Source organism: Limimaricola sp. AA108-03, from assembly GCF_050847355.1.
Taxonomy (GTDB): domain Bacteria; phylum Pseudomonadota; class Alphaproteobacteria; order Rhodobacterales; family Rhodobacteraceae; genus Limimaricola.
Genome location: NZ_CP193759.1, coordinates 70,617 through 83,063, shown reverse-complemented (window position 1 = coordinate 83,063; position 12,447 = coordinate 70,617). Strand labels below are relative to the sequence as shown.

The window sequence follows — 12,447 nt, the reverse complement described above, 5'->3', positions numbered from 1 at the left end:
GACGAAGCATGGCCGACGGACAGGGAGGCAGCACCACCGAAGACGTCGGCGCGCTCAAGCGCGACCTTGCCGCCGCCTACCGGCTGATCGCGCTCGAAGGCATGGATGACGGGATCTACACCCATATCTCGGCGCGGCTTCCCGACGGGCCGGGCGGCGAGAAGCGGTTCCTGCTCAACCCCTTCGGCCTGCGTTTCGACGAGGTGACGGCGTCGAGCCTCGTGACCGTCGACGAAAGCGGCGCCGTGATCGACGACCCTTACGGCGCGGGCGTCAACGCGGCGGGCTTCACCATCCATTCGGCGGTGCACATGGCGCGCCACGACGCGGTCTGCGTGCTGCACACCCACACGGTGGCGGGCGTCGCGGTCTCCTCGGTCGAGGAGGGCCTGCTGTCGCTGAACCAGTGGTCGGCGCAGTTCCACGGGCAGGTCGCCTATCATGATTACGAGGGCATCGCGCTCGACCTCGCGGAACGCGAACGGCTGATCGCCGATCTCGGCCCGAAGAACGTGATGGTGCTGCGCAACCACGGCATGCTCACCTGCGGCCGCTCGGTGGCCGAGGCGGTGAAACTGACGTTGAACCTCGAACGCTCCTGCAAGGCGCAGATCGCGGCGCTCGGCATGGGGCTGAGGCCGCGCCCGCTCTCCGACGAGATCGCCGCGCACACGGCGCGGCAGTACCAGCGCGGCTACGACCGCTACGAGATCGACGGCAAGCCCGACCCGGAATGGGCCGCCGAGCTGCGCCGTCTCGAACGGGCGGCGCCGGGCTTCGACGCCTGAACCGGGCGCAAGAGAATAAAAAGAAGGTCACTCAAAGCAGGACCACACCAACAGACCGACAGGGAAGACAGATGAAGCATTTGCTGACGACGAGTTTCCTCGTGGCCGCGGCCACCGGCGCCTTCGCGCAGGAGCAGGGCGGACGCCTCGACATCGTGGTGCAGCCCGAGCCGCCGAGCCTGATGCTCGGCCTCGTGCAGAACGGCCCCACGCAGATGGTCGCGGGCCATATCTACGAAAGCCTGCTGCGCTACGACACCGATCTCCAGCCGCAACCATCGCTCGCCAAGAGCTGGGAAATCTCCGAGGACGGCCTCACCTACACCTTCCACCTGCACGAAGACGTGGTCTGGCATGACGGCGAGCCCTTCTCGGCCGAGGACGTGGTCTTCTCCGCCGACGAGTTCCTGCGCGAGACCCATTCGCGGCTGCGCGTCAGCCTGAACTACGTCGAGAGCATCACCGCGCCGGACGAGAACACGGTGGTGTTCCAGCTCTCCGAGCCCTTCGGCCCCTTCATCAACAGCTTCGAGGCCGGCACCATGCCGATCGTGCCGAAGCATATCTACGAAGGCACGGATTACGCCAACAACGAGATGAACGCGACGCCGATCGGTACCGGCCCGTTCAAGTTCGAGGCCTGGGAAAAGGGAAGCCATATCCACCTCGTGAAGAACGAGAACTACTATCTCGACGGCAAGCCCTATCTCGACGAGGTGTTCTTCCGCGTCATCCCCGACGCCGCCTCGCGCGCCGTGGCCTTCGAGACCGGCGAGGTCGACGTGCTGCCCGGCGGCTCGATCGAGAACTGGGACGTGGCGCGGCTGATGGAGGACGAGGACACCTGCTCGACCGGCGAGGGCTGGGAGTTCCTCGCGCCGCACAGCTTCATGTGGATGAACAACCGCGAGGGGCCGACCTCGGACGAGCGCTTCCGGCAGGCGGTGATGTACGCGATGGACCGCGAATTCGTGCGCGACGTGGTCTGGAACGGCTTCGGCAAGGTCGCGACCGGCCCGGTCAGCTCGCGCACCAATTTCTACACCGACGACGTCACCGATTACAGCCACGACCCCGACAAGGCGCGCGCGCTCCTCGACGAGATGGGCTATGACGGCGAACCGGTACGGATCCTGCCCCTGCCCTATGGCGAGACCTGGCAGCGTTGGGCCGAGGCCGTGAAGCAGAACCTGCAGGAGGTCGGCATCGAGGTCGAGATCGACAGCGCCGACGTCGCGGGCTGGAACCAGAAGACCAGCGAATGGGACTACGATCTCGCCTTCACCTATCTCTACCAGTACGGCGACCCGGCACTCGGCACCGCGCGCAACTATCTCGAGGACCAGATCGAGAAGGGCAGCCCGTGGAACAATGTCGAGGGCTATCGCAACCCCGAACTCGACGCGAAATGGGCCGAGGCGGCGGTGACGCTGGGCAAGGAGGAGCGCCAGAAGCTCTATACCGAGATCCAGCAGGAAATCGTCGAGGACGCGCCCGTGGCCTGGCTGCTCGAGCTGGAATTCCCGACGCTTTACGACTGCAAGGTGCAGGATCTGGTCACCACCGCCATCGGCGTGAACGACGGCCTGCGCGACACCTGGATCAAGCAGTGATCCCGGCCTGATCCCGCCGGGGCGGCCCCGTCCGCCCCGGCACCTCGCCATCGCAACGGAGAGCCCCCGGCATGGCCATCGCCACCACCGTCCTCGGACGGCTCATCAAGGCCGCGATCACGCTTCTGGCGATCGTGGTGCTGAACTTCCTGCTGATCCACGCCGCGCCCGGCGATCCCGCCGCCGTCATGGCGGGCGAGGCCGGTGCCGCCGACGAGATCTTCATCGCCCAGCTGCGCGAGCGTTTCGGCCTCGACCAGCCGCTCTACGTGCAGCTGTGGAACTATGTCGGCAACATCATCCAGTTCGACCTCGGCTATTCCTACCGGCAGGGCGCGCCGGTCTTCGACCTGATCATGGAGCGGCTGCCCGCGACGTTGCTGCTGACCCTCACCGCCTTCGGCATCTCGCTCCTGTTCGGCGTCGCCATGGGCGTCGCCGCCTCGGCCCGGGTCGGGCGCGCCGGAGACAGCATCATCACCGGCATCGCGCTGCTGTTCTACGCCACCCCGCTCTACTGGGCGGCGCTGATGGCGGTGCTGGTCTTTTCGGTCTGGCTCGGCTGGCTGCCCGGCTTCGGCTACGAGACGGTGGGCGGCGGTTTCACCGGGCTTTCCCGTGCCCTCGACATTCTCAAGCACCTGATCCTGCCCGCCACCACGCTGGGGCTGTTCTTCATGGCGGTCTACACCCGCATGACCCGGGCCTCGATGCTGGAGGTGGTGCAGATGGACTTCGTGAAGACCGCGCGCGCCAAGGGCCTCCCCGACCGGGTGATCCGCCGCCGCCACATCCTGCGCAACGCGCTTCTGCCGGTCGTCACCCTCGCCGGTCTTCAGGCTGGCCAGCTGGTGGGCGGCGCGGTGCTGACCGAGACGGTCTTCGCTTGGCCCGGGATCGGGCGGCTGATGTTCGAAAGCCTGCAGGCGCGGGACTACAACACGCTTCTTGGCGTGTTCCTGATCTCGGCCGCGATGGTCATCCTGTTCAACATCGTCACCGATCTCGTCTATCGGCTGATCGATCCCCGCATCGGAGCCACGCGATGAGCGATTTCTGGTCCCGCTTCTCCCGCAATCGCGGCGCGATCCTCGGCCTCGTGCTGCTCGCCGCCGTGATCATCGTGGCGCTGATCGCGCCGCTGCTGTTCCCCAAGGGGCCGTGGCAGATGGTGCAGCGCCCCTTCCTCACCCCCTTCGCGACCGAAGGCCTGCCCCTGGGCACCGACACGCTGGGCCGCGACGTGGCGGCGGGCCTCGCCTATGGCGCGCGGGTCTCGCTGCTCGTGGGTCTCGTCTCGACGCTGGTGGCGCTGGCCATCGGCGTGCCGCTGGGGGCGGTCGCGGGCTATTACGGCGGCTGGGTCGACGAGGCGGCGATGCGCTTCACCGAGTTCTTCCAGACCATCCCCAACTTCGCGCTGGCCATCGTGCTGGTGGCGATCCTCGAGCCGACGCTGACCTCGATCACTCTGGCCATCGCCATCGTCTCGTGGCCGCCTGTCGCCCGCCTCGTGCGGGCCGAGGTGCTGTCGCTGTCGAAACGCGAATTCGTCGATGCGGCGCAGCTTGCGGGCCTGTCGAATCGGCGCATCCTGCTGGGCCAGATCCTGCCTAACGCGATGTCGCCGATCATCGTCATGGCCTCGTTGATGGTTGCCACCGCGATCCTCCTCGAAAGCTCGCTCGCCTTTCTCGGCCTCGGCGATCCCAACATCATGTCATGGGGCTACATGATCGGCGCCGCGCGCACCGTGATCCGCTCGGCCTGGTGGCTGAGCTTCTTTCCCGGGCTGGCCATCGTCATCACCGTGCTGGCGCTGAACCTGATCGGCGAGGGGCTGAACGACGCGATGAACCCGCATCTCAACCGGAAGGGCCGGGCATGAGCGACACCGTGCTGCGCATCGAGAAGCTGACCCTCGACCTGCCATCCGGCGCCGACCGCGCCCATGCCGTCCATGATCTGAGCTTCACGCTGGCGCGCGGCGAGGTGCTCTGCGTGGTGGGCGAGAGCGGCTCCGGCAAGTCGATGACCGCCAGCGCCCTGATGGGGCTGCTGCCGGGCGCGGTGAAGATCGGCGGCGGCCGCGCGATCTTCGGCGGTCGCGACGTGCTGACCCTGCCCGAGGCCGAGCGCCGCGCGCTCAGGGGCGCGAAGATCGGCATGATCTTTCAGGAGCCGATGACCGCGCTCAACCCGCTGATGCGGATCGGCGACCAGATTTCGGAGGTGTTCGAGGCGCATGGGCTGCTGACCCCGGCCGAACGGCGCGCCCGCGCGCTGGCGCTGATCGAGGAGGTGGGCCTGCCCGATCCCGAGAAGATCATCCGCGCCTACCCGTTCCAGCTCTCGGGCGGCCAGCGTCAGCGGGCGATGATCGCCATGGCGCTCGCGCTCGAACCCGAGATCCTGATCGCCGACGAGCCGACCACCGCGCTCGACGTCACCACGCAGGCGCAGATCCTCGACCTGATCGCGGAGATCCGGCAAAGGCACGGCATGGCGGTGATGTTCATCACCCATGATTTCGGCGTCGTCGCCGAGATCGCCGACCGGGTCATCGTCATGCGCCATGGCGAGATGGTCGAGACCGGCCCGGCCTCCGAGGTGCTCGCCGCGCCCCAGCACGACTACACCCGCCGCCTGCTCGACGCGATCCCCTCGAACGCGGTGCCGCGCCCCGAGCGCGTCACCGCCGCCCCCGCGCTGGAGATCCGCAACCTGTGCAAGACCTACCGCACCGGCGGCGGCTGGGGCCGGGCCGCGCGCGAGGTGCGCGCCATCGACGACGTCTCGCTCACCATCGCGCGCGGCGAGGTGCTGGGCCTCGTGGGCGAAAGCGGCTCGGGCAAGTCGACGCTCGGCCGCGCCGTGGTGCGTCTCGTCGATCCCGACGGCGGCCAGATCCTCGTCGGCGGCGACGACATGGCCGCGCTGAATGCGGACGCGCTGCGCCGCGCCCGGCGGCGGGTGCAGATGGTGTTCCAGGACCCCTACGCCTCGCTCAACCCGCGTGCGCGCATCCTGCGCTCGATCTCCGAGGGGCCGGTGGCGCAGGGCGTGCCGAAGCGCGACGCCGAGGCCCGCGCCCGCGAGCTTCTGGAGGTGGTCGGGCTGGGCGCGGACGCCGCCGACCGCTACCCGCACGAGTTTTCGGGCGGCCAGCGGCAGCGCATCGGCATCGCCCGTGCGCTGGCCATGGACCCCGACCTGATCATCGCCGACGAAGCGGTCTCGGCGCTCGACGTGTCGATCCAGGCGCAGGTGCTCGACCTGTTGCGCGATCTGCGCGCGCGGCTCGGCCTGTCGCTTCTCTTCATCACCCACGACCTGCGGGTCGCGGCGCAGCTCTGCGACAGGATCGCCGTGATGCAGAAGGGACGGCTGGTCGAGATCGGCCCGGTCGACGAAGTGTTCCTGCACCCGCGCGATCCCTATACCCGCAGCCTGCTCGACGCCGTGCCCGGCGCGAGCTGGGCCGATGGCGGATCGCCCGCGCGCGCCGAGGCGATCTGATGGGCCGCGTGCACAAGGGTGTCGCGCTCTGCGAGCGGCTCGACCTGATGCGCCTGTTCGGCCCGTATTTCGATGCCGAACCGACCCTCGACCTGCGCCCACCCGAGCGGATCGCGGATCCATCGGAGATCGAGTTCGCCCTCGCATGGCGGCCGGGCCAGGAGGCCTTCACCCCCTATCCCAACCTGCGCGCGGTGTTCTCCATCGCCGCGGGCACGGACGGCATCACGGCCAGCCGCTCCTTGCCCCGGGACATTCCGCTGATCCGGCTGCGTGATCCCGACCAGGCGCTGCAGATGGCGGGCTTCGCGGTGTTCCAGGTGCTCTGGCACCATCGCGGCATGGCCGATCTCATCGCGGCGCAGGCCCGGCACGAATGGGCCCGCCGCGCCGGCGGCGCCAGCCCGGCACGACGGCGCATCGGCATTCTCGGCCTCGGCTTCATGGGGCGGCAGATCGCCCGCAGCCTCGCGGTGCTCGGCTATCCCGTCACCAGCCTGACGCGCCACCCGCCCGACCCCGAACCGGGCGTCACGCATCTGACCCAAGACCGGCGCGCGGCGTTCCTCGCCGGGACCGACATCCTGATCAACGTGCTGCCGATGACGCCGGAGACGCGCGGCCTGCTCGACCGGGCGCTGTTCGACGCGCTGCCGCGCGGGGCGGCGCTGATCCAGATGGGCCGCGGCGGCCAGCTGGTCGAGGAGGACCTGCTTGCGGCGCTCGACAGCGGCCAGCTCTCGGGCGCGTCGCTTGACGTCTTCGCGACCGAGCCGCTGCCGCGCGGCCACCCGTTCTGGGACCATCCGAAGATCCTCGTGACTCCGCATATCGCGGGCGAGGCGGAGGCCGGGGCGGTGGTCGAGAACGTGCGACGCGGAATGGAGGCGCTTGGAGCATGAAGCAGAACGACGTCATCGTGCTGGGCGGCGGCATCGCCGGGGTCAGCGCCGCTGCCGAGATCGCCGCCGAGGCGCGCGTCACCGTGATCGAGGCCGAGCCCTCGATCGGCTACCACGCGACGGGGCGGTCCGCCGCGCTGTTCATCCGCAACTACGGCAACGCCACGCTGCGCGCGCTCAACGCCGCCTCGGCCCCGTTTCTCGACGCGCCCGACGGCGTGTCGGATCGCAGCCTGCTGTCACCGCGCGGCGAGCTGCTGGTCGCGAACGAGAGCGAGATGGATGCCCTCGAGGCCTATGCCGACGGCGCCTCCGGGCTCGAGCGGCTGAGCCCCGCAGAGGCCGTGGAGATCGTGCCGATCCTCAGGCAAGAGAGCATCGTGGCAGCCCTGCTCGAACGCGACGCGCAGGACATCGATGTCGACCGGATGCTTCAGGGCTACGCGCGGCTACTGCGCCACCGGGGCGGACGGATCGTGACCGGGCTGCGCGTCGGGGCGCTGCGGCACGAGGCCGGCCTGTGGCGGATCGAGACGGAGGGGGGCGAGATCACCGCGCCGGTGCTGATCAACGCGGCCGGGGCCTGGGCCGACATGGTGGCCCGCGCCGCCGGGGCCGCGCCGCTCGGCATCACGCCGTTGCGCCGCTCCGCCGCGATCCTGCCGATGCCCGAGGAGGTTGCGCTCGACGACTGGCCGATGTTCGCCTCGGCCGCAGAGAGCTGGTACGCCAAGCCCGAGGCCGGGAAACTGATGGTGTCGCCCGCAGACGAGGATCCCGTCGATCCGCATGACGCATGGCCCGATGACATGGTCCTGGCCGAGGGGCTGCACCGCTACGAGCAGGCGGTGACGGTCCCGGTCAGCCGGGTCGAACGCAGCTGGGCCGGCCTGCGCAGCTTCGCGCCCGACCGCAGCCCCGTCGTGGGCTTCGATCCGGCGCGGACCGGGCTGTTCTGGCTTGCCGGACAGGGCGGCTACGGCGTGCAGACCGCCCCGGCCCTGTCGCGACTCGCCGCGGATCTCTGCCTCGGCCGGGCTGCCGCCCTGCCGCCGCACGTCGTCTCGGCCCTCTCGCCGGGCCGGTTCGCCACGGCGGGATCGGCCTGACAAATCAGCCTCGATCCTCCGCAAGGACCAGCTGGCCCGCCTGCTGGATGCCGTCGCGGATGTCGTCCTCGATCGCGCGGACCAGCGCCCCGCAATCGCGCTCCCGCAGGGCGCGCAGGATCTCCTTGTGGCGGTCGACGAGATAGAACTGCCGCACGTCGCGGATCACCCGCCGCTGGAACGGGCCGAGCTGGAGCCAGACGCTTTCGATCGCGGGCATCGCCTGCTGATGCGGGTTGGCGGTGTAGAGCAGCCGGTGGAAGGCGTGGTTCGAGGTGGTCAGCGCATCGAAGTCGCCGGCGCGCACATGGCCGTCCATCCGGTCGTCGATGAGGGCCAACTCGTCGATCAGCACCTGAGACACATAGGGCAGCGCGCGCCGCGCCGCGTGCCCCTCGAGCGCGCGGCGCAGGCTCACGATCTCCTCGAACCGCTCCGGCGTCATCCCGGGAATGCTGATGCGGCGATTGCCCAGAAGCTCGATCGCCCGCTCCGAGCCGAGCCGCCGCAGCGCCTCGCGGATCGGGGTCGGGCTGATCCCCATGCAATCGGCGAGGCCGCGGATCGTCAGCGTGCTTTCGGGCTGTACCGCCCCTACCATGATGGCGTTGCGCAGCCTCGCATAGACATAGTCCTGCGCGGTCACGAAGCCCTCGCGCGGGAGGTCGGGCAGATCCAGCATGACATCCCCTGTTCCGGTCGGGTCAACGCGGCAGGCGCGATGGCGGACGCGATCGCGATTGACACAGCCATATCGGACTGTCATGCAAAAAGGTATCACAAATCTGAAAATTGTATCTCGATTGGCCCCGGCATGAACGAAGACGAACCGATCTCGGCCCCCGCGCCGCAGGAGCTCGAAAACATCTTCGGCTGCGTCTGCGACCTGAACGGCGTGCTGCGCGGCAAGCGGATGCCGGCGGACCAGCTCGACAAGGTGATGGCCGGCACGGTGCGGATGCCGCTGTCGATCTGCGGCCTCGACATCTGGGGCGAGGATATCGAAGGCGGCGCCATGGTGTTCGAGACCGGCGACGCCGACGGGGTCTGCGTTCCCACCGGCCGCGGCGCCATGCCGATGAGCTGGACCCGCAAGCCGACCGCGCTGATCCCCCTGTGGATGAACGAGGAGAGCGGCGCGCCCTTCCTTGGCGATCCGCGCCGCGCCCTCGCCAACGTGGTCGAACGCTTCAAGACACACGGGCTGACGCCGGTGGTGGCGACCGAGTTGGAGTTCTACCTGATCGACCCCTCGGGCGATCACCCCGCCCCGCCCTGTTCGCCGATCACCGGCAAGCGGCTGACCTCGGACGGCGCGCTCTGCCTCGACGAGCTGGAGCATTTCGACGCCTTCCTCAACGACGTCTACGCCGCCTGCCACAGCCAGGGCATCCCCGCCGACAGCGCCATCTCAGAGAACGGCGCCGGGCAGTTCGAGATCAACATGCGCCACGTCGCCGACCCGCTGCGGGCCGCCGATGACGCGCTGCTGTTCAAGCGGGTGGTGCGCGGCATCGCCCGGCAGCACGGCTTCGCCGCGACCTTCATGGCCAAGCCCTATGGCGACCGCGCCGGCTCGGGCTTCCACGTGCACATGTCGATCACCGACGACGAGGGCCGCAACCTCTTCGACGATGGCGGCGAGGACGGCACGCCGATGATGCTGAACGCGGTGGCGGGGCTTCTGGAGACGATCCAGCAGAACGCGCTCATCTTCGCGCCGCACGAGAACAGCTTCCGCCGGCTGCTGCCCGGCGCGCACGCGCCCTCGAACGTCGCATGGGGCTACGAGAACCGCACCGTGGCGATCCGCATTCCCGGCGGCGATCACAAGGCGCGAAGGATCGAGCACCGGGTCGCGGGCGCCGACGCCAACCCCTATCTGGTGCTGGCGAGCGTTCTGGGCGGCGCGCTCCTGGGGATCGAGCGCGAGTTGACGCCACCGCCGGCGATCACCGGCGACGCCTACAGCCTCGACCTGCCACACCTGCCGCTGGACTGGGCCACCGCGATCCGCGCCTTCCAGAACGGCACCCTGGTGACCGAGATCTATTCGCGGCGGCTGCAGAAGATGTTCGTCGAATGCAAGAAGCAGGAGCAGGCCCGCTTCAATCGGCACGTCACCGAACTGGAATTCCACAGCTATCTGGAGATCGTCTGATGGCCGCATCCTACGCGGGCGACGGAAGCCACACCGGCTCCTACTACGCCGCCTCGGCCAACCCCTCGCCCGAGCGTCCGGCGCTGACGGGCGAACACGACACCGAGATCTGCGTCGTCGGCGCGGGCTATAGCGGGCTGTCCACGGCGCTGCATCTCGCCGAGAAGGGCCACAAGGTCACGATGCTCGAAGGCGCGCGCGTCGGCTGGGGCGCTTCGGGCCGCAATGGCGGGCAGATCGTCAACGGGCTGAACGCCTCTCTTTCGACCATCGAAAAGCGCTACGGCCGAGACACCGCGACATTCGTGGCGTCTCTGGTGCAGGAGGGCGGCGAGATCATCCGCGAGCGGGTCGCGCGCTACGACATCAAGTGCGACCTGAAGCAGGGCAACATCTTCACCGCCATCACCGGCGCGCATATGCGCGAGCTCGAGGCGCGCCAGAAGCTCTGGCAGGGCTACGGCATCGACAACCAGGTGATGCTCGACAAGTCTCGGCTGCGCGAGCATATCGGCTCGGACTTCTACGCGGGCGGGCTGCTCGACACCACCGGCGGTCATATCCACCCGCTCAACCTCGCGCTCGGCGAGGCCGAGGCGGTGGAACGCAATGGCGGCGTGATCCACGAGATGTCGCCCGTCATCTCGGTCGATACCCAGGCCGCGCGACCCGTCGTGAAAACCGAGAAGGGCACGATCCGCTGCGACCGGCTGGTGCTGTGCGGCAATGCCTATCTCGGCCACGTGGTGCCGGAACTCGCGCCGCGCGTGATGCCGGTCTCGACCCAGATCATGGCGACGGAGCCGCTCTCCGAGGAGCTGGCCGCCGAGCTTCTCCCCAAGGATGAATGCGTCGAGGACGTACGCTACATCCTCGACTACTACCGGCTCTCGGCCGACAAGCGGATGCTGTTCGGCGGTGGCACCGTCTATGGCGGCACCGACCCCAAGGACATCAAGGCCAAGCTCAAGCGCAACATGGACAAGGTGTTCCCGCAGCTGAAATCGGCGCGGATCGACTATGCGTGGTCGGGCAATTTCGCGCTGTCCTTCAGCCGGGTGCCGCAGATGGGCCGGATCGGCGCCAACACCTATTTCGCGCATGGCTATTCCGGCCACGGCGTCACCGGATCGCACACCTTCGGACGCATCCTGGCCGAGGCGATCCACGGCGACGCCTCGCGCTTCGACGTCTTCGCGGCGCTGCCCTGGATACCCTTCCCCGGCGGCCGGGCGCTGCGCGTGCCCTATTCGGTGATGGGCAGCTGGTATTACGGCCTGCGCGACAGGCTCGGAATCTGAAGGTGACGCAGGACATGCAGCAGGGCGATCAGGCGTTCCGGCGCGGCGAGACGCGGGGCCGCTGGCCCGAGATGACCTATGGCGGCGCGCTGAGCTTCCTGCGCCGCAGCTATACCCGCGATCTCGCGGGCGTCGACGTGGTGGTGTCCGGCGTGCCCTTCGACGCCAGCGTCACCAACCGCCCCGGCTGCCGCTTCGGCCCGGCGGCGATCCGCGCCGCCTCGACCCAGCTCGCCGAGCTCAAGGCCTTTCCATTCGGTTTCGACCCGTTCGAGACGCTCTCGGTGATCGACTGGGGCGACTGCATGATCGATCCGCATCACCCGATGAGCGTGGCGCCCGCCATCGAGGCCCATGCCGACGCGATCCTCGCCTCCGGCGCACGGATGCTGACGCTGGGCGGCGACCATTCGATCTCCTACCCGCTCCTGAAGGCGCATGCGAAGAAGCACGGGCCCATCGCGCTGCTGCAGTTCGACGCGCATTGCGACACCTGGGAGGACGACGGCAAACGGCTCGACCACGGCACCATGTTCGCCCGGGCCGCGGCCGAGGGCGTGATCGACGTGTCCCGCTCGACGCAGCTGGGGCTGCGGACCTTTAACGACCATGACCACGGCTTCGAGATCCTCACCGCGCCCTGGCTGCACCGCAATGGCATCGACGCCGCGCTCGATCTGCTGCGCGACCGGGCCGGCGACGCGCCGGTCTATCTGAGCTTCGACATCGACGGGCTCGACCCGGCCTTCGCGCCGGGCACCGGCACGCCGGTCGCGGGCGGGCTGGCCTCGTGGCAGGCGCTGGAGCTGGTGCGCGGCTTGGGCGGGCTGAACCTCGTCGGCATGGATGTGGTCGAGGTCTCGCCCCCCTACGACCATGCCGAGATCACCGCCATCGCCGCCGCCACCGTGGCGCATGACTGGCTCTGCCTGCTGGCGCGCGACGCGGGCGCCGTGCCGCGCGAGGTGGGTCGCCTCGGACCGGCGCGGGGCCCTGGAACCGGGCCCTGCCACGTCACCCACCCGCTCTCTGGAAGAGCACCGGACCCAGCGCC

At 69.0% G+C, this 12,447-nt stretch carries 10 protein-coding genes and 1 pseudogene; 10 read left to right on the top strand and 1 reads right to left on the bottom strand.

The window, feature by feature from the left end; genetic code table 11:
* Positions 1-8 precede the first annotated feature (8 nt).
* From ACRAQ3_RS18425 to ACRAQ3_RS18395, 7 genes are all read left to right on the top strand, one after another.
* Positions 9-788 carry a class II aldolase/adducin family protein gene (locus ACRAQ3_RS18425; protein ID WP_432256909.1) on the top strand — a complete coding sequence of 260 codons (780 nt, stop codon included), beginning with the start codon at positions 9-11 and terminating at the stop codon, positions 786-788.
* A gap of 71 nt (positions 789-859) precedes the next feature.
* Positions 860-2,401, top strand: a complete 1,542-nt coding sequence (locus ACRAQ3_RS18420; protein ID WP_432256908.1) for an ABC transporter substrate-binding protein — start codon at positions 860-862, stop codon at positions 2,399-2,401.
* 71 nt (positions 2,402-2,472) lie between these two features.
* A complete protein-coding gene (locus ACRAQ3_RS18415; protein WP_432256907.1) occupies positions 2,473-3,450 on the top strand; it encodes an ABC transporter permease in 978 nt (325 codons plus the stop codon).
* Entirely contained in the window at positions 3,447-4,289 is an 843-nt protein-coding gene (locus ACRAQ3_RS18410; RefSeq protein WP_432256906.1) for an ABC transporter permease, read from the top strand. Before ACRAQ3_RS18415 ends, ACRAQ3_RS18410 begins: the two co-directional genes overlap by 4 nt.
* Positions 4,286-5,920, top strand: coding sequence for an ABC transporter ATP-binding protein (locus ACRAQ3_RS18405; protein WP_432256905.1), 1,635 nt, complete (start codon positions 4,286-4,288; stop codon positions 5,918-5,920). Before ACRAQ3_RS18410 ends, ACRAQ3_RS18405 begins: the two co-directional genes overlap by 4 nt.
* Positions 5,920-6,822, top strand: coding sequence for a 2-hydroxyacid dehydrogenase (locus ACRAQ3_RS18400; RefSeq protein WP_432256904.1), 903 nt, complete (start codon positions 5,920-5,922; stop codon positions 6,820-6,822). The genes ACRAQ3_RS18405 and ACRAQ3_RS18400 overlap by 1 nt, the downstream gene beginning before the upstream one ends.
* Positions 6,819-7,931 (top strand): NAD(P)/FAD-dependent oxidoreductase, encoded by a 1,113-nt coding sequence (locus ACRAQ3_RS18395; RefSeq protein WP_432256903.1) that lies wholly within the window; start codon positions 6,819-6,821, stop codon positions 7,929-7,931. The genes ACRAQ3_RS18400 and ACRAQ3_RS18395 overlap by 4 nt, the downstream gene beginning before the upstream one ends.
* A 4-nt stretch (positions 7,932-7,935) precedes the next feature.
* Here ACRAQ3_RS18395 and ACRAQ3_RS18390 read toward each other — a convergent pair whose 3' ends face one another.
* Positions 7,936-8,613 carry a GntR family transcriptional regulator gene (locus tag ACRAQ3_RS18390; RefSeq protein ID WP_085896423.1) on the bottom strand — a complete coding sequence of 226 codons (678 nt, stop codon included), beginning with the start codon at positions 8,611-8,613 and terminating at the stop codon, positions 7,936-7,938.
* Between the two features lie 132 nt (positions 8,614-8,745).
* On the opposite strand from ACRAQ3_RS18390, the gene ACRAQ3_RS18385 reads away from it, so the two are divergent.
* The 3 genes and pseudogenes from ACRAQ3_RS18385 to speB form a co-directional block, all read left to right on the top strand.
* Complete coding sequence (locus ACRAQ3_RS18385) at positions 8,746-10,092, top strand: glutamine synthetase family protein (RefSeq protein WP_432256902.1); 1,347 nt, start codon at positions 8,746-8,748, stop codon at positions 10,090-10,092.
* Complete coding sequence (locus ACRAQ3_RS18380) at positions 10,092-11,393, top strand: NAD(P)/FAD-dependent oxidoreductase (protein WP_432256901.1); 1,302 nt, start codon at positions 10,092-10,094, stop codon at positions 11,391-11,393. Before ACRAQ3_RS18385 ends, ACRAQ3_RS18380 begins: the two co-directional genes overlap by 1 nt.
* A 14-nt stretch (positions 11,394-11,407) precedes the next feature.
* Positions 11,408-12,370 (top strand): annotated as a pseudogene (gene speB, locus ACRAQ3_RS18375) (agmatinase); the annotation flags it as partial.
* Positions 12,371-12,447 lie beyond the last annotated feature (77 nt).

Bases quoted from the DNA above. Each gene is read 5' to 3' on its own strand.
- ACRAQ3_RS18390 (WP_085896423.1), bottom strand. From the start codon at position 8,613: ATGCTGGATCTGCCCGACCTCCCGCGCGAGGGCTTCGTGACCGCGCAG.
- ACRAQ3_RS18385 (WP_432256902.1), top strand. From the start codon at position 8,746: ATGAACGAAGACGAACCGATCTCGGCCCCCGCGCCGCAGGAGCTCGAA.
- ACRAQ3_RS18405 (WP_432256905.1), top strand. From the start codon at position 4,286: ATGAGCGACACCGTGCTGCGCATCGAGAAGCTGACCCTCGACCTGCCA.
- ACRAQ3_RS18420 (WP_432256908.1), top strand. From the start codon at position 860: ATGAAGCATTTGCTGACGACGAGTTTCCTCGTGGCCGCGGCCACCGGC.
- ACRAQ3_RS18395 (WP_432256903.1), top strand. From the start codon at position 6,819: ATGAAGCAGAACGACGTCATCGTGCTGGGCGGCGGCATCGCCGGGGTC.
- ACRAQ3_RS18410 (WP_432256906.1), top strand. From the start codon at position 3,447: ATGAGCGATTTCTGGTCCCGCTTCTCCCGCAATCGCGGCGCGATCCTC.
- ACRAQ3_RS18400 (WP_432256904.1), top strand. From the start codon at position 5,920: ATGGGCCGCGTGCACAAGGGTGTCGCGCTCTGCGAGCGGCTCGACCTG.
- ACRAQ3_RS18415 (WP_432256907.1), top strand. From the start codon at position 2,473: ATGGCCATCGCCACCACCGTCCTCGGACGGCTCATCAAGGCCGCGATC.
- ACRAQ3_RS18425 (WP_432256909.1), top strand. From the start codon at position 9: ATGGCCGACGGACAGGGAGGCAGCACCACCGAAGACGTCGGCGCGCTC.
- ACRAQ3_RS18380 (WP_432256901.1), top strand. From the start codon at position 10,092: ATGGCCGCATCCTACGCGGGCGACGGAAGCCACACCGGCTCCTACTAC.